Genomic DNA, 15,427 nt, shown 5'->3' on the forward strand with positions numbered 1-15,427 from the left:
CACCGTCTGGAGCTACCGGTCCCTGCACGAGACGGGCACCCGCAACCCCGGTTCGCTCGACTGGCCGGGCAACATCACCTTCGCCGTCGGCCTGACCGCCCTGCTCACCGCGATCACGTACGGCATCCAGCCCTACGGCGGCCACCCGACGGGCTGGACCAACCCCTGGGTGATCGGCGGGATCGTCGGCGGCCTGGCCATTCTCGCCCTGTTCGTGGTGGTCGAGCTGCACTCCCGGGCGCCGATGCTGGACATGCGGCTCTTCCGGATCCGCGCCTTCGCGATGGGCAACCTGGCCGGTCTGCTCGCCGCCATCGGGCGCGGCGGCCTGCAGTTCATGCTCATCATCTGGCTGCAGGGGATCTGGCTCCCGCTGCACGGTTACGCCTACGAGGACACCCCGCTCTGGGCGGGCATCTACATGCTGCCGATCACCATCGGCTTCCTGATCGCCGGCCCGGTGTGCGGCACGCTGTCCGACCGGTACGGCGCCCGCGGCTTCGCCACCGGCGGCCTGCTGCTGGTCGCCGCGACGTTCGTGGGGCTGATGCTGCTGCCCGTGAACTTCCCCTACTGGGCGTTCGCCCTGATCACCCTGCTGTCCGGGATCGGGTCCGGCATGTTCGGGGCGCCGAACCGGTCCGCGATCATGAACAGCGTCCCGGCCAACGAGCGGGGCGCCGCCTCCGGCGTGGCCGGGACCGTGCTCAACGCCGGCTCGTCGCTGTCCATCGGCATCTTCTTCTCGCTGATGGTCGCCGGCCTGGCGGCCGGGCTGCCGGATGCCCTGCGGGCCGGGCTGGCCGGACACGGCGTGCCGCCCGGGGTGGCCGACCAGGTCGCCGGTCTGCCCCCGGTCGGCAGCCTGTTCGCCGCGTTCCTGGGCTTCAACCCGATCGAGAGCCTGCTCGGCCCCACCGGCGTGCTCACCTCGCTGTCGCCCGCGGACGCGGCCACCCTGACCGGCCAGGAGTTCTTCCCGCAGCTGATCTCCGGTCCGTTCCACGACGGGCTGGTCATCGTGTTCGGCGTGGCCGCGGCGCTGTCCGTGGTCGGCGCGATCGCCTCCTGGGTCCGCGGCGGTCGCTTCGTGCACGAGGACGAGAGCGGGAACGAGGACGGGAACGACCCGGGCGACGGCCCGGCCGGCGACCGCGGGTCGAGCTCGCCGCGGGCCGGTGCGGTCAGTTCGCCGCGAGTCGCTTGAGGTAGCGCGCGTGGTGGCCCGAGGTCTCCTCGTAGCCGCGGGCCGGATAGAACCGGTGGGCCGCGCTGCGGGCCCGGGCCGAGGTCAGGTCGACCTGGTCACAGCCCCGGTCCCGGGCCCACTGCTCGACGGCGTCCAGCAGGGCGCTGGCGACGCCGCGTCGCCGGTGCGCTCGCCCCGTCACCAGACCGACCAGCCGGGCTCCGCAGCCGGCGCGCGCCAGGTGCGGCACGGTGGCCACGGCCGCGAGCCCGGCCAACACCGCCCCGTCCTGCGCCACCAGGATCGCCCGGTCGGCGGAGCCGGACCAGGCGGCCAGCACGGCCTGGACGACCTCGAGACCGGCCGGGTGGTCCCAGTCGGCGTACAGCGGGACCAGGTCCCGAGCGTCCCCCGGGTCGGCCGGCCGGATCAGCATCGGGCCGGCCGCTAGGACCGGGTGAACGGCAGCACCTGGGTCAGCCAGTCGACCAGGGCGCCCGGGTTGCGGCTCTGCGTCCAGACCCGGCCGGGGCCGTTGATGTCCATGACGAAGCCCTCGCCGGTCTTCCCGGTCTGGATCCAGCCCTTGGCCACCTTGCGCAGCTGGACCTGCATGCCAGCGTCGTAGGCGACCAGGTGTCCGGTGTCGATGGTGAAGCCCTGGCCCGGCGCGAGCTCGATCAGATCGAGCGCGCCGAACGTGCCGGCCACCACCTTGCCCTGCCCGGTGCAGTGCACGACGAACCCGCCCTCGCCGCCGAACAGCAGCTTGGCCCCGCCCCACTTGGTGTCGAGCGTGACGCCCATCTCGCTGGCCAGCCAGGATCCCTTGGTCAGGACCAGCGGCCGGTCCGGACGGCACTCGATGACGGTGGCGTCGCCGGGCAGCCGGGCCGCGATGTCGACCCAGGTCGGCGCCTGCGGGTGGCCGGTGAAGGTGCTGACGAAGAACGACTCGCCGCCCAGCGCGGAGCGCTTGAGCGAGGCCATGAAACCGCCCTGCATCTGCGAGGACACGGTGACCCCGAACGACTGCATGACCATCACCCCGGCCTCGCCGAGGAACTGCTCGCCCGGCGCGAGGTGCAACCGGACGACGGCGAACGAGGGGCTGTGACGCAGCTCGACCTGCATGCTGACCTCCGGCGCGGATCGGCGGCCGCTGAGCCGGCCCCCATCCGGTCACCTTAATCACGCCCGCGTCTCAGGACAGGTGCTTGACCGCTTCCCGGTACGACAGGGGGCTCAGCCGCGCGCGCCGGTCGGCCACGAAGGCCAGCACCCAGGCCGGGTCGGTCCTGGCGTACTGGCGCAGCGCCCAGCCGATCGCCTTGCGGACGAAGAACTCCGGGTCGGCCAGGTTGGCGTCGACGACGTCGGTGAGCAGGGCGAGGTCGGTCCGCTCGCGGGCGGCCAACTGGCAGATGATCGAGGCCCGGCGCAGCCACCGATCGGCGTCGCGCGACCAGTCCCGGACGACCGGCCCGACGGTGGCCGGGCGGGCCAGCAGCATGGCTCCGACCCGGGGCGCGACCGCGTCCACGTGATCCCACCAGGCGCCGGTCACGATCACCTCGGTGACCAGCGGCAGGGCCTCGAGCCGGCCGCGAACGGGACCGACGGCGAGCAGTTCGGTGGCCGCGTACCGCTCCTCCCGGACGCCGGCCTCCCGCCAGAGGGTGGTCGCGGCGGCCAGCAGGGCGGGCAGGTCGGGCGGCCCGCCGGCCGCCCCGGCCATCTCGGTCACGGTGGCCCGGACCAGCGCCCGCACCACCGGCACCCGGACCCCCAGGAAGGGCATCGCCGAGCGCATGTACCGCTGCATGCCCGGCGCCCGATCGGGCTCGGCCGCCGTCCGGAGGCCGGCCCGGATCTCCTCCACCAGCCCGCCGGTCACCGCCACCATCCCCGCTGCCGTCCCCGCTGCCGTCCCCGCTGCCGGCCGCGCCCCGGCCCCCGCCGCCGGGCGCGGGGCGGCCGCACGACGGCGACCGGGAGCGATCCCACCGGCACGCGGGTCACCGGTCGGCGCGACCGGGCGCGGGTCCGGCCGACCCGGACGCGGCCTGCAGGCCGGCCCGCAGCAGCTGGGCGACGAAGTCCGCCGCCTCCGCGCGCGGCAGGATCGCCAGCTGGGCCGAGACCACGAACGGCACGTCGGTGATCACCGCGCGCAGCACCACCCGCAGCGGTTCCGGGTCGGCCGGCGGCTCCGGACACAGGCCGAGCAGGTCGTCGACGATCCCGTCCAGGGCCTCGTCCCGCTGCGGGGTCAGGTCGTCGAGCACCGGCCCGCCGATCTCGTGCTGCCAGACGTACAGCACGCTGCCGTGCACGTCGATCAGCGACATCCAGCCGTCGAGCCACCGGTCGACGATCTCCCCGACCGGACCGGGCGGCCCGTCCGGCCGCCCCGGGCCCGGCACCCGGCCCCGTTGCGCCCGGACCGCCGCGATCGCGTCCCGGGCCAGGGTGCCGAACAGCGCCTCCCGGTCGGCCCAGTAGGTGTACACACTGCCGTGGCTGACCCCGGCCCGGGCGGCGACGTCGTTGAGGCTGGTCCCCTGGAAGCCGTTGACCCGGAACCGGTCGGCGGCGGCCAGCAGGATCCGCTGCACGGTGCCGACACCCCGCGGGGTCACCGGCCGGCGCAGCCCGAGCTCGTCCCCGAGCGGGATGACCGGCAGGTGGTAGTCGATCGGCGCGTCCGGTTCGGCGAGCGAGACGTCCGTCGCCGGATCGAACAGGAACGCCTGCAGCATGCCGGCCACCGCATCGGCCAGCTTCTCCCGGTCGACCGGGCGGGCCCGGTCGGCGTTGAGCAGGGTCGACCACTGGATCACCGAGATCATGCCGACCGGCACCACGCCCGGGTTGGGCGCGTGGGCGCCGGCCTGCACCAGCCGGTCCATCACCGTCTGCTGGTACAGCTGAAAGTTCTCCTGCCCGACCCGGGCCAGGTCGGGTTCGGCGTACTGGATCTGTGACCAGCCCAGGAAGATGCCCGAATGGTGCTCGATCACGGCCATCAGCCGCGCGATCCAGTCACGCAGGGCCGTGCGGCCCGCCCGGTCGTCGGCGAGCGCGGGGAAGGCCCCCGCGATCTCCCGCAGGTCGTGGCCCACCTCGTGCAGGAAGATCTCGAAGATCTCGAACTTGCCGGAGAAGTACTGGTAGACGGCCGCCCCCGACCGGCCGGTGGCCTCGCCGATGGACTCGACCGTCGTCGCCTGGTACCCCTGCCGGGCGAAGAGCACCCGGGCCGCCTCGATCATCTCGGCCCGGGCCCGGACGCCGTGCGCGGCCAGCAACGGATTGCGCCCGTAGGGCGGGCGGCGCTGCGGGCCCGGCGGCGCGACGGGAGCGGACGGGGCCGACCGGGCGGTGCCGTCCGTCGACGACGGCGCCCGGTCGTCCGCTCCGCGGTCGCCGCTCAGCGCACGGTCCACGTGTCCTTGCCGGCGAGCAGCGTGGCCAGATCCCCGACCCCGTGCGCCGCGATCGCCGTGTCGATTTGCGCCCGCATGGCGGAATCGTAGGTGCCCCGGGCGACATCCCGGAACACTCCGATCGGGGTGTTGTCCAGATTGTCGGGTCGGGACAATCGGGACAAAGCGAACGCGGTCGACGGGTCCTCGTCATGCGCGTCGTGCACGAGCAACGCGTCCTCGCCCACCTGGTCGACGTCGACCACTTCCAGCCGACCCCGCCCGTTGCGGATCACGCCGCGGTGCCCGCCGATGCCGAACCGGATCGGCTTGCCGTGCTCCAGCCGGATCGTCACCTCGTCCTTGCTGGTCGAGTCCTTCAGCGGGTCGAACGCACCGTCGTTGAAGATGTTGCAGTTCTGGTAGATCTCCACCAGCGCGGTGCCGCAGTGCACGGCGGCGGCCTGCAGCACCGACGTCAGGTGGGCTCGATCGGAGTCGATGGTGCGGGCGACGAAGCTGGCCTCGGCGCCGAGCGCGACCGACACCGGGTTGAACGGCGTGTCCAGCGACCCCAGAGGGGTGGACTTGGTCCGCTTGCCCACCTCGGAGGTGGGCGAGTACTGGCCCTTGGTCAGGCCGTAGATCCGGTTGTTGAACAGCAGGATCTTGAGGTTGACGTTGCGGCGCAGGGCGTGGATCAGGTGGTTGCCGCCGATGGACAGCGCGTCGCCGTCACCGGTGACGATCCACACCGACAGGTCGGGCCGGGAGGCGGCCAGGCCGGTGGCGATGGCCGGGGCCCGGCCGTGGATCGAGTGCATGCCGTAGGTGTTCATGTAGTACGGGAACCGGGCGGCGCAGCCGATGCCGGACACGAAGACCACGTTCTCCCGGCGGATGCCGAGCTGGGGCATGAAGCCCTGCACGGCGGCCAGGATGGCGTAGTCGCCGCAGCCCGGGCACCAGCGCACCTCCTGGTCGGACTTGAAGTCCTTGGCCGCCAGGACGCTCTCGGCCTTGGGGATCAGCTTGAGCGCCGGCGCACCGGCCAGCGAGGGCGCCGCGGCGCGGGCCGGCCGGGCGGGCCGGGCGGCCGGGGTGGTCGTCTCGGTCATCGGGATCCTCCGTTCGTGCTGGCCGCCATGCTCCGGCCGTCGACCGGTCCGGGGTCGGGCGCGGGGCCGCCGTCCGGCGCGGCCGCCTCGGCCCGATCCGCCGGGTCGGCGGCGGTGTCGTCGGCGGCATCCGCGCCGACCAGGATGGACGGCACCGTGGCCGGGCCGCCGTAGCGGCCGGCGCTGCCGACCGCGGTGCGGGTGACGGTGCCGTCGATCACCGACCGGATCGCGCCGACCAGGTCGTCCACCCGGAACGGCAACCCCCGCACCTGGTTGATGCCGATCGCGTCGACCAGGTACAGCCCGCGGACGAGCAGGGCCAGCTGGCCCAGGTTCATCTCCGGGACGACCACCCGGCGGTACCGGCGCAGCACCTCCTCGGTGTTCGCCGGCATCGGGTTCAGGTAGCGCAGGTGGGCGTGCGCGACGGGCACACCGGCCGCCCGCAGGGCCCGGATCGCGCCGGTGACCGGCCCGAAGGTCGAGCCCCAGCCCAGCACCAGCACCTCGGCGTCGCCGGAGGGGTCGTCCACGGCCAGCGGCGGCACCTCGACGCCGGCGACCTTCGCCGCCCGCGTCCGCACCATGTGGTCGTGGTTGGCCGGGTCATAGGAGATGTCGCCCGTGCCGTCCTTCTTCTCGATGCCGCCGATGCGGTGCTCCAGGCCCGGGGTCCCGGGGATCGCCCACGGCCGGGCGAGGGTCTGCGGATCCCGCAGGTAGGGCCGGAAGTGCTCGCCGTCGTTGGGCTCGGTCGCGAACTCCACCCGCAGGTCCGGCAGCTCGGCGACGTCGGGGATCAGCCACGGCTCGGAGCCGTTGGCCAGGTAGCCGTCGGAGAGCAGGAACACCGGGGTGCGGTAGGTCAGCGCGATCCGGGCCGCTTCCAGGGCCGCGTCGAAGCAGTCCGACGGGGACTGGGCGGCGACCACGGGCACCGGCGCCTCGCCGTTGCGACCGAACATCACCTGCAGCAGGTCGGCCTGCTCGGTCTTGGTCGGCAGGCCGGTCGACGGCCCGCCGCGCTGGACGTCGACGACGATCAGCGGCAGTTCCAGGGCGACGGCCAGGCCGATCGTCTCGGCCTTGAGCGCGACGCCCGGGCCGGACGTGGTAGTGACCCCCAGGCTGCCGCCGTAGGAGGCGCCCAGCGCGGCGGCCACCCCGGCGATCTCGTCCTCGGCCTGGAACGTGCGAACGCCGAAGTGCTTGAGCGCGGACAGCTCGTGCAGGATGTCCGACGCCGGCGTGATCGGGTACGAGCCCAGGAACAGCGGCAACTCGGACCGGTCGGCCGCGGCGACCAGGCCCAGCGCCAGCGCCTGGTTGCCGCGGATGGTGCGGTAGCGGCCCGGCGGCAGGCTGGCCGGCTTGACCTCGAAGTTGACCGCGAAACCCTCGGTGGTCTCGCCGTAGGACCAGCCGGCCTCCAGGGCCACCAGGTTGGCCCGCAGGATCTCCGGCCGGCCGGCGAACTTGGTCTCCAGGAACCGCCGGGTGCCCTCCAGAGGCCGGTGGTAGAGCCAGGACAGCAGCCCGAGCGCGAACATGTTCTTGGCCCGCTCGGCGTCCTTGCGGCTGACCCCGACCTTGGCGACCGCGTCCACGGTCAGCGAGGTCAGCTTGACCGGGTGGACCAGGTAGTCGGTCAGGCTGCCGTCCTCGACCGGGCTCACCGCGTAGCCGACCTTGGCCAGGTTCCGCTTGGTGAACTCGTCGGTGTCGACGATGACGGTGCCCCCCTTGGGCAGGTCCGCCAGGTTCGCCTTGAGGGCGGCCGGGTTCATCGCCACCAGCACGGTCGGCGCATCGCCGGGGGTGACCACCGAGTGGTCGGCGAAGTGCAGCTGGAAGGCGGACACGCCGGGCAGCGTGCCGGCGGGGGCCCGGATCTCGGCCGGGAAGTCCGGCAGGGTGGACAGGCTGTTGCCGAAGGCCGCGGTCTCGGTGGTGAACCGGTCGCCGGTCAGCTGCATGCCGTCGCCGGAATCGCCGGCGAAGCGGATGATCACCTCGGACAGCGTCTTGACCGGCTTGGTCGCCGGGGTGTTCGTCATGGGCACATCTCCAGGGTCAGTACTCGGCTGCGCACTCGACCACAGCCCGACCGACCGGCATCAACCACGCAGTCCCGGCGCCGGCGGCGGCGGCGGGTGGCAACCCGTTCCAGCGATTGCCACTGCACAGGATGTCACCAATTCGCGGGCGTCGTGCGCACCCCTCCCCCGGGCGGTCCGGACAGGCGCGGTCGACCCGGCCCGGCCGGCCGGTCCGCGCGCCCGAATCGGCGGCGCTGTCGGAGACCACGCCTACGCTCTCCCCGTGCCGACGCGAATCGAGGACCAGCCCGCCGAGCCGGCGCTGGCCGACGGCCGCGCGCTGATCGAGCTGATCCTCGGTTCCGAGGACTGGATCCACCGCCAGGTCGAACGGGTCGACATCCAGCCGACCGGCGACACCATCCACCGGATCTCGATGGACCTGACCGTGCCGGTCGACCTGGCCCTGCCCGGTTCCCGCGGCGCCGTGCTGGTGCCGGTGACCCTGCTGCAGAAGGGGCCGCTGAGCTGCTTCTCGGTCGTCGGCCCGGACGAGCAGCCGATCCCGATGCTCGAGTCGGCCGCGAACAGCCGCCTGTCCACGACGTTCCTGCGCACCCTGGCCGCGGCGACCTACGGTTACCGGTTGGCCGACGAGCCGTTCGAGGTCGGCCTGTTCATCCGTGACGTCGTCGCCTCCGATCTGCGCCGGGGCCGGCAGGCGGTCGACCGGCTGCGCCGGTTCCTGCAGGACCGGGACGGCGCCGCGGTCGACCCGGTGGAGGCGGCGACGTTCTTCTCCATGGTCGAGGTGTTCAGCCGCTGCTTCCTGATGGTCGTCGAGCTGGACGAGCGGCTGGTCGGCCGGCGGTGCGTGGTCAAGTACTCGTACCTGGACACCCGCAACGATCCGCACGACCGGCCGCGCTACGAGATGAGCTGGGATCTGGAGCACTTCGGCGTCGCCGGCAGTTACCACTTCGAGCTGCTCAGCCCGCAACTGCTGGAGATCTCGTCGATCACGCTGACCGACGTCACCGGAACCGAGGTGCACCTGGTCACCGCCGACCTGCCCCCGGACGGGGTGAGCACCGCGCACCTGGCCGTCCGGCCCCGGGCCCGGCTGTCCACCGCGGCGGTGGTGGTCGGGCTGGTCCCGCGGCGCTACGGGGTGGTCAGCCAGAGCTTCGCGGCGACCTGGCTGGTCGTCGGGGTGTTCGCCGCGGTCGTCGCCGGGCGGGCGGTCCGGGACGCCGTGCTGCCCGGGGCGACGGTCGCGCCGGCCGCGGCGGCCATCCTGTCCGCGGCCGGCGCGATCGCGCTCACCTGGATCGCCCGGACCCCGGAGGACCGGATCGTGGCCGCCGTCCTGCGCCGCCCGCGGCGCCACCTGCTGGGCGCGGGCGCGCTGCTGATCCTCGCCGGCCTCTACATGGCCGTGCCGATCCCCGACCCGGTCCGCACGGCGGGCTGGTGGGCGATGCTGTTCGCGGCGATCGGGATCGCGACGGCCTCGACCCGGCATCGGCGGCGCAGCCGGCCCGACCGGCACCGGCGGCACCCGGACGGCGGTGCGGCGGGCGGTCGGGCGGGCCGGCGGCCGGCACCGCCCGCCACCGACATCGGGTGATCGCCGGGGTCCGATCCGCCGATCCGGTCGTATGCTGAACACGAACGGCTACCGCGGCGGTCCGGACCAACGGAAGGACGGTGATCCGAATGGGCACCGACGACACCGACCCGCCGATCGCCGACTCCCTGCAACCCCCCGGACCGCACGTCGCGCGCTTCGTCTACCGCGGCCGCACCGGGGCGCTGGTCGGCCGGACGTCCGGCATCAAGGATGTCGCCGAGGCCCGCCGGGTGATCGCCTCGCTCCGCGCCAAGGCGGCCGCTCTCTCCTGAGCTCCGACCCCCGGGTCCGCCGTTCCCACCCCTTCATTCGTACAACTGTACTACGGGCGCCGCCCGGTGGTGCGCCCGCGGGACGCCGGACCCCGCGGCGGGCTCAGCGAGGCGGTTCGGCGGCCAGTCCGGCGCAGCGCCGCACCCGGTCCCACTGCCGGTCGATCCGGTCCCGTTCGTCCCCCGTGGCCGGGACCGGCACCCCGGTGCCGTCCAGGTGGGCCGGCGCGAAGTCGGCGGCCACCACCCGGCGGTCGCTGATGGTCAGGGTCAGGATCCCGTTGTCGTCCTGCTCGTTGCCGAACGAGCGCCACCAGAGGTAGTTCGACAGTCCGTAGGCGACGTAGCTGCCGTCGGATCGCCAGCCGGCGCCCTGGAGCACGTGCGCGTGCGAGCCGATGACCGCGGTCGCTCCGGCGGCGGCGAGCTGGTCGGCCAGCCGTTGCTGGTCGGGGTCGGGGCAGCTGACGTACTCGGTGCCCCAGTGCAGGAACACGACGACCGTGCGGCCCGCCTGCGCGGCCGCCCGGACCGCCTCGACCAGCTGCGGGTCGTCGGCGGCGGCGATCCCCGGGGTCGTCGCCGTGGCCGTCCAGACGGCGAGCGTGCGATCGGGCACCTGGCTGGCGGCGAAGACGGACACCGGCACCCCGCCGACGACGGCCTCGTACGGGGCGACGGCGGACGCGTGGTCGGCCCCGAAACCGATCACCGGGAATCCGGACGATCCGATCGCGGCCAGGCTCTGGGCGATGCCCGTCGCGCCGTAGTCGGCGGCGTGGTTGTTGGCCATGGACGCCACGTCGATGCCGGCCGCGCGCAGGGCGTCGAGCGCGGCCGGCGGCGCGCGGAAGGTGAAGGACTTCGGCTCCGGCTCACCGCCGGTGGCGATCGCCGTCTCCAGGTTGACCATCGTCAGGTCGGCGGCGGCGAGGCCCGACGCGGCCGCCCCGAACACCCGGGCCGGGTCCGCAGCCAGCCGGTCGGCGGTCCGCTCGGCGAAGTTGACGTCGCCGGCGAAGGCGAGCGTGATCGAGCCCGGGGGCCGGTCCGCGGTGCCGGCATCCGATCCGCCGGCCGGTGCCGGGCCGGTCCCGTCCTCGGCGGGGCCGGGAGTCACATCGCCGACGGCCCCGCCCGGCGCGGTGGTCCCGGCGGGTGCCACGACCGGATCGGCGGCGGACGGATCGGCGGCCCTGGCGGCCGGCTCCCCGCCCGGGCCGGCCGGGTGGTCGTCGGGCGTGGAGACCAGCTGCGCGGCGCCGACCGCGATCGTCAGGACGGCGAGCACGGTGATGCTCAGGCGGCGCAGCTGATCGGCCCTGATCATCGGGGAAGGGTCCCACCCGGCGGCCGGGACCCCGGAGCGGCGCGCGGGCGACCGGCCGATCGATCAGCGGCCCGGCGCCAGGGCGTCCTCCCCGGCCGGCGGCGCGGGCGGGGCGTCGGCGCCGCGCGGGGCCGATCGTCGCCGCCACAGCGCCGGCAGCGAGGCGACGGTGAACCGATCGGGCGCGTTCTCCAGCACCCCGCCCGTCGGGTCGTCGTCCCCGGCCATCCGGATCGGGTCCTTCTCGGGCCGGACGATGTCCCGGACGACCAGGTACACCAGCATCAGCACCAGGGCGTCGCGGACCAGCGCGGCGTTGATGAACGGGTAGATCGACAACCCCTTGTTGGACACCCCGGCGAACGAGAGCATCAGCAACACCCAGACGATCGCCTCGGACGCCTGCCAGAACAGCAGCGGACGCCAGCGGGGCACCGCGAGCACGGCCAGCGGCAGGAGCCAGAGCGAGTACTGCGGCGACCAGACCTTGTTCGTGAGCAGGAAGGCCGCGATCACCAGGAACGCCAGCTGGGCGAACCGGGGACGGCGCCGGACCGACAGGCCGAACCAGCCGATGGCCAGGCAGGCGAGCGCGAACAGCAGCAGCGACAGCAGGTTGACCAGGCTCGGGCTGCTCGCTCCGGGCGCCTTGTCCCAGATCGACGAGCCGGTCAGCGTCGCGTAGATGAAGTACCAGGAGTCGTACTCGGGCGGTCGCTCGGAGTTGAGCCGGATGAACTCGTACCAGCCCGCCGGGAAGGCGAGCATCACCGGGACGTTGACGGCCAGCCAGACGGCGGCCGCGGCCACCGCGGTGCGGGTCCACTCACGCATCTTCCCGGCGCGCAGGCACAGGATCAGCAGCGGGCCGAGCAGCAGCACGGGATACAGCTTGGCCGCGGCACCCAGGCCGAACAGCACCCCGGCCAGGACGGGTTTGTTGCGCGCCCAGGCCAGCATCGCCGCCGCGGTCAGCGCGATGGGGATCAGGTCCCAGTTGGTGAACGCGTGCACGATCAACAGCGGGGACAGGCACATCAGGGCGGTGTCCCAGATCCGCCGGCGGGCGAGCCGGGCCGTGCTGGCGACGGCCCAGAGATACAGCAGGCCCAGCGCGATGGCGCCGATGGTGAAGTAGGCGCCCACGTCCAGCGGGACGGGCAGGAAGCCGGACGCCTTGGCAACGGCGACGTACCCGTGGGAGAGCCCGGAGACGAAGTACATCCAGAACCCCGTGAGCACCGGGTACTCCATGTAGCGGACCTGGCCGTTGTCGAGCCAGCTCGCCTTGTACGGCAGGGCGCCGATGTCCAGCTCGTGGCTGCCGTACAGCGGGACGACGTCGGTGTAACAGGCCGTGATCCAGGGTCGCTGGCCACCCTGGTCCAGGTTGCCGTCGGGACCGGTCTGGATGCAGGCGGCCTTGAACAGCCAGCCGCAGATCAGGATGACGATCGCCATCAGCAGACAGACCCGCAGCGGGGTGATGATCCGGTTCCGGCCGACCTGGGCATGCCGGCCCATCGGCCCGCCGATCAGGTCGGCGGCGCGCCGGGCGGACGGGTCGGTCCACGTCGGGATGACCCGCTCGGTGGGGCTCAGCGATGCGGAGCGGGCGAGCTCGGGCCCGGCGACCGCCACCGCCGCGGCCGGCGGGCCGGCCGGGTCGGCCGGGTCGGGATCGCGGTCCGTCGCGCCGTCCGGGTCCGGGGTGTCCGGCTCGACCGGCGGAGGCTGGCTCACGGCGCGATGGTACTGAACGCGCCTGAACGCACCGTCAAGAACTCGGCGCCGCCGCCACGGCCGCGCCGATCCCGTTCTGCAGGCCGGCCGCGGTGAACGGGATGGCCACGGTCGACGTGGGGCCGAGCGCGATGGTCCGCTGGTCGTCATCGGAGAGGTGGCCCGACGTCAGCAGGACGATCGGCCGGGTGCGCCACCGCGCGTCCGCCCGCGCCTGCGCCACCAGCTTCATCGCCGAGGTGTCGGACATCCGGACCTTGACCACGAGCAGTCCGACGACTCGTCCGGTGCCACGAAGCGAGGTGCAGTGTGGCAGGCCCCGACGCGCGATCTCGCGCCGCTCCCGGCTATTTCGCGGCGCGGCGCCGCCGCGGCGCCGGTTCACCCTTCTTGCCCATCACGAACGAGGCCACCAGGTGATTCCAGGAGCAGGTCCGGCAGACCTCGACCTGGTAGACGGAGAACTCGCCGAAGGTCCCGGCCATCGACTCCAGCTCGGCCGGACCGCGGGCCGACCCGGCCAGATGCTTGATCTCGTCGCCGTACACCCAGTAGACGTGGGTCAGCGGCTCCTTGCGGCACATCGGGCAGACCACGTCCGTCGCCACACCGTGAAACTTGGCCGCTCGCAACAGGTACGGGGAGGCGTCGCAGACGTCGCCGATGCCGGCCCGACCGGAGCGGACCTCGGCGAGAAGCGCACGACGCTGCAACGCGTAGTCCACCAATCCCCGCTGCGTCCGCACCCGGCCAAGGGTACGCGGGGGGCATTCGCCCCCGCCGGGCGAACCGTCCATCCCCCCGGCCGCAGCCCCGGCGCATCCGGCGGGCCCCGCGGTCCATCAGGCCGTCGGGTCGCCCGGACCCGGGTCCTCCGTCGCCCGCCGGGTGGCCTTGCGCTCGGCCGACCGGTCGTTCATCCGCGCGATGAAGCCGAGCCCGGAGACGACCGCGACCGACAGCACCATGCCCACGATGAGCAGGACCGTGCCGAGGCTGCCGCCGCCGAACAGCCCGCCCTGGTCGGCCGCCTGCGGGACGGACCGGTGGACGGCATCGAGCAGGGCCTGGGTCAGGGTTGGGTTCATCGGACGGCCTCCGGGTGGGCGGGGGTCCGGGTGGCGTCGATCACCCGGGTCAGCGATGCGTGCAGGGCCTGGAGTTCGCTGACCGGCATGCCCAACCGCTCCACGACGGCCGGCGGCACCTGCAGCGCGCGGTCGCGCAGCGCCCGACCGTGCTCGGTCAGCTCCACGGCCAGCTGACGCTCGTCGGCGGCGTCCCGTCGGCGACTCACCAGCTCGGCCGCCTCCAGCCGCTTGAGCAGCGGTGACAGCGTGCCCGGGTCGAGCTGCAGGAGCTCGGACAGGCGTTTGACCGAGAGCGGCGCGTGCTGCCAGAGGGCCAGCATCACCAGGTACTGCGGGTGGGTCAGGCCCATCGGCTCCAGGATCGGGCGGTACAGCGCGACCACGTTCCGGGCCGCGACCACCACGGCGAAACAGACCTGCTGGTCCAGCGCGAGGGGATCGGCGGGCGGTGCGGCGTCGGGGGTCGGGGCGATCACCCGATCAACGTTACCCCAATCGTTGGTGGCCCAATGATTGGTGTGGCTCACATCTCGGTCGAGGCGTCGCCTGGGCAGGGGCGGCGAGGGGTGGCGTCCGGCGCGGGGTTCCGGCGCGGGCGGCAGGTCGGCGGCGCGTTGGCGGCGCGTCGGTGGCGGCGGCTCGGCGGTGGCGGGGCCGCGGCGATGTATCGTGTCGATATAACCGCGCGTTGTAGCGCGACCCGATCAGGCACCAGCCTGCCACAGCGCCCGTCCGCGGCCGCGGAGGCGGGCCCGTGCGGACCCGGCGCGGGCAGGAGGTGGGACATGGCCAAGGAGAGTTCGACCGTCTTCGAGCTGGCCGTCCTGGGCCTGCTCGCCGAGAACCCCATGCACGGCTACGAACTGCGCAAGCGGCTGACCGCCACCCTGGGCACCATCCGGGCGTTCAGCTTCGGCTCGCTCTACCCGACGCTGCGCCGGTTGGAGACCGCGGGCCACGTCTCCACCGAGGAGCCGGTGGTCGACGCCGACGCCGTCCCGCTGTCCTCCCGGCGCTCCCGGGTGACGTACCGGATCACCGCCGACGGCAAGGAACGGCTGGCCGACCTGCTCGGTGACAGCGGTCCGCAGTCCTGGACCGACGACGGCTTCGGGGTGCACCTCGCGTTCTTCTCCCGCACCTCGGCCGAGGCGCGGATGCGCATCCTGGAGGGCCGGCGTCGCCGGGTCGAGGAACGGCGCGAGGGGCAGCGGTCGGCCGCCGGCCGGGCCCTGGATCGCCTGGACACCTACACCGCGGAGCTACAGCAGCTCGGCCTGGAGTCCTCCGACCGCGAGGTGCGCTGGCTCAACGAGCTGATCGACGCCGAACGCGGCCGGTTGCCGGACGACCGGCCGCGCCCGCCGCCCACGCGGCGCCGCGACCCCACCCCGCCCCATCCAGCAGCAGCCTCACCCACCGGCGCACCCGCTCCGGACCATCATCAGGAGGACAACCAGTGAGCACCATCAGAGTGGCCATCGTCGGCGTCGGGAACTGCGCGTCGTCGCTGGTCCAGGGCGTCGAGTACTACAAGGACGCGGACCCGCGGTCGACCGTGCCGGGTCTGATGCACGTCCA

At 73.5% G+C, this 15,427-nt stretch carries 16 protein-coding genes and 1 pseudogene; 5 read left to right on the forward strand and 12 right to left on the reverse strand.

The features are described 5' to 3' along the window. Window positions 1-1,207, forward strand: a 1,207-nt coding sequence (locus tag ACOJUF_RS18560) for an MFS transporter (protein ID WP_420123301.1), incomplete at its 5' end; no start/stop codon positions are given. Here the strand turns inward: ACOJUF_RS18560 and ACOJUF_RS18565 are convergent. The 6 genes from ACOJUF_RS18565 to ACOJUF_RS18590 form a co-directional block, all read right to left on the reverse strand. Beyond that, window positions 1,185-1,625 (reverse strand): GNAT family N-acetyltransferase, encoded by a 441-nt coding sequence (locus ACOJUF_RS18565; protein ID WP_420123302.1) that lies wholly within the window; start codon window positions 1,623-1,625, stop codon window positions 1,185-1,187. The genes ACOJUF_RS18560 and ACOJUF_RS18565 overlap by 23 nt on opposite strands. An 11-nt stretch (window positions 1,626-1,636) precedes the next feature. After that, window positions 1,637-2,323, reverse strand: a complete 687-nt coding sequence (locus ACOJUF_RS18570; protein ID WP_420123303.1) for a TIGR00266 family protein — start codon at window positions 2,321-2,323, stop codon at window positions 1,637-1,639. Between the two features lie 70 nt (window positions 2,324-2,393). Continuing rightward, complete coding sequence (locus ACOJUF_RS18575; protein WP_420123304.1) at window positions 2,394-3,095, reverse strand: DNA alkylation repair protein; 702 nt, start codon at window positions 3,093-3,095, stop codon at window positions 2,394-2,396. 112 nt (window positions 3,096-3,207) lie between these two features. After that, a complete protein-coding gene (locus tag ACOJUF_RS18580; RefSeq protein ID WP_420123305.1) occupies window positions 3,208-4,638 on the reverse strand; it encodes a TetR/AcrR family transcriptional regulator in 1,431 nt (476 codons plus the stop codon). Continuing rightward, a complete protein-coding gene (locus ACOJUF_RS18585) occupies window positions 4,623-5,735 on the reverse strand; it encodes a 2-oxoacid:ferredoxin oxidoreductase subunit beta (RefSeq protein ID WP_420123306.1) in 1,113 nt (370 codons plus the stop codon). Before ACOJUF_RS18585 ends, ACOJUF_RS18580 begins: the two co-directional genes overlap by 16 nt. Then, window positions 5,732-7,795, reverse strand: a complete 2,064-nt coding sequence (locus ACOJUF_RS18590; protein WP_420123307.1) for a 2-oxoacid:acceptor oxidoreductase subunit alpha — start codon at window positions 7,793-7,795, stop codon at window positions 5,732-5,734. Before ACOJUF_RS18590 ends, ACOJUF_RS18585 begins: the two co-directional genes overlap by 4 nt. A 265-nt stretch (window positions 7,796-8,060) precedes the next feature. Here ACOJUF_RS18590 and ACOJUF_RS18595 point away from each other — a divergent pair, with 265 nt between their 5' ends. Both ACOJUF_RS18595 and ACOJUF_RS18600 read left to right on the forward strand, forming a co-directional pair. Further along, a complete protein-coding gene (locus ACOJUF_RS18595) occupies window positions 8,061-9,407 on the forward strand; it encodes a hypothetical protein (RefSeq protein ID WP_420123308.1) in 1,347 nt (448 codons plus the stop codon). An 89-nt stretch (window positions 9,408-9,496) separates the two neighbouring features. After that, window positions 9,497-9,682: a hypothetical protein gene (locus ACOJUF_RS18600; protein ID WP_420123309.1), complete on the forward strand. Its 186-nt coding sequence runs from the start codon at window positions 9,497-9,499 to the stop codon at window positions 9,680-9,682. 103 nt (window positions 9,683-9,785) lie between these two features. Here ACOJUF_RS18600 and ACOJUF_RS18605 read toward each other — a convergent pair whose 3' ends face one another. From ACOJUF_RS18605 to ACOJUF_RS18630, 6 genes are all read right to left on the reverse strand, one after another. Continuing rightward, the gene (locus tag ACOJUF_RS18605) at window positions 9,786-11,012 is read right to left on the reverse strand and encodes a CapA family protein (RefSeq protein WP_420123310.1); all 1,227 of its coding nucleotides are present in this window, start codon (window positions 11,010-11,012) and stop codon (window positions 9,786-9,788) included. A 63-nt stretch (window positions 11,013-11,075) separates the two neighbouring features. Continuing rightward, window positions 11,076-12,755, reverse strand: coding sequence for a glycosyltransferase family 87 protein (locus tag ACOJUF_RS18610; RefSeq protein ID WP_420123311.1), 1,680 nt, complete (start codon window positions 12,753-12,755; stop codon window positions 11,076-11,078). 34 nt (window positions 12,756-12,789) lie between these two features. Further along, complete coding sequence (locus ACOJUF_RS18615) at window positions 12,790-13,005, reverse strand: hypothetical protein (protein WP_420123312.1); 216 nt, start codon at window positions 13,003-13,005, stop codon at window positions 12,790-12,792. Window positions 13,006-13,102: 97 nt separating this feature from the next. Beyond that, window positions 13,103-13,501 (reverse strand): DUF5318 domain-containing protein, encoded by a 399-nt coding sequence (locus tag ACOJUF_RS18620; RefSeq protein ID WP_420123313.1) that lies wholly within the window; start codon window positions 13,499-13,501, stop codon window positions 13,103-13,105. A 96-nt stretch (window positions 13,502-13,597) separates the two neighbouring features. Next, complete coding sequence (locus tag ACOJUF_RS18625; protein WP_420123314.1) at window positions 13,598-13,843, reverse strand: hypothetical protein; 246 nt, start codon at window positions 13,841-13,843, stop codon at window positions 13,598-13,600. Then, entirely contained in the window at window positions 13,840-14,322 is a 483-nt protein-coding gene (locus ACOJUF_RS18630; RefSeq protein WP_420123315.1) for a MarR family winged helix-turn-helix transcriptional regulator, read from the reverse strand. Before ACOJUF_RS18630 ends, ACOJUF_RS18625 begins: the two co-directional genes overlap by 4 nt. A gap of 309 nt (window positions 14,323-14,631) precedes the next feature. Between ACOJUF_RS18630 and ACOJUF_RS18635 the strand changes: the two genes are divergently transcribed. Further along, window positions 14,632-15,309 carry a PadR family transcriptional regulator gene (locus ACOJUF_RS18635; RefSeq protein ID WP_420123316.1) on the forward strand — a complete coding sequence of 226 codons (678 nt, stop codon included), beginning with the start codon at window positions 14,632-14,634 and terminating at the stop codon, window positions 15,307-15,309. Then, window positions 15,306-15,427: pseudogene (locus tag ACOJUF_RS18640) on the forward strand (inositol-3-phosphate synthase); the annotation flags it as partial. The gene ACOJUF_RS18635 and the pseudogene ACOJUF_RS18640, both read left to right, overlap by 4 nt.

The organism is Nakamurella sp., from assembly GCF_048594475.1.
GTDB lineage: Bacteria > Actinomycetota > Actinomycetes > Mycobacteriales > Nakamurellaceae > Nakamurella.

Excerpts from the sequence above, each read along its gene's own strand:
- ACOJUF_RS18570 (WP_420123303.1), bottom strand. The coding sequence starts at position 2,323 with ATGCAGGTCGAGCTGCGTCACAGCCCCTCGTTCGCCGTCGTCCGGTTG.
- ACOJUF_RS18585 (WP_420123306.1), bottom strand. The coding sequence starts at position 5,735 with ATGACCGAGACGACCACCCCGGCCGCCCGGCCCGCCCGGCCGGCCCGC.
- ACOJUF_RS18565 (WP_420123302.1), bottom strand. The coding sequence starts at position 1,625 with ATGCTGATCCGGCCGGCCGACCCGGGGGACGCTCGGGACCTGGTCCCG.
- ACOJUF_RS18600 (WP_420123309.1), top strand. The coding sequence starts at position 9,497 with ATGGGCACCGACGACACCGACCCGCCGATCGCCGACTCCCTGCAACCC.
- ACOJUF_RS18605 (WP_420123310.1), bottom strand. The coding sequence starts at position 11,012 with ATGATCAGGGCCGATCAGCTGCGCCGCCTGAGCATCACCGTGCTCGCC.
- ACOJUF_RS18575 (WP_420123304.1), bottom strand. The coding sequence starts at position 3,095 with ATGGTGGCGGTGACCGGCGGGCTGGTGGAGGAGATCCGGGCCGGCCTC.
- ACOJUF_RS18615 (WP_420123312.1), bottom strand. The coding sequence starts at position 13,005 with ATGTCCGACACCTCGGCGATGAAGCTGGTGGCGCAGGCGCGGGCGGAC.
- ACOJUF_RS18625 (WP_420123314.1), bottom strand. The coding sequence starts at position 13,843 with ATGAACCCAACCCTGACCCAGGCCCTGCTCGATGCCGTCCACCGGTCC.
- ACOJUF_RS18635 (WP_420123316.1), top strand. The coding sequence starts at position 14,632 with ATGGCCAAGGAGAGTTCGACCGTCTTCGAGCTGGCCGTCCTGGGCCTG.
- ACOJUF_RS18590 (WP_420123307.1), bottom strand. The coding sequence starts at position 7,795 with ATGACGAACACCCCGGCGACCAAGCCGGTCAAGACGCTGTCCGAGGTG.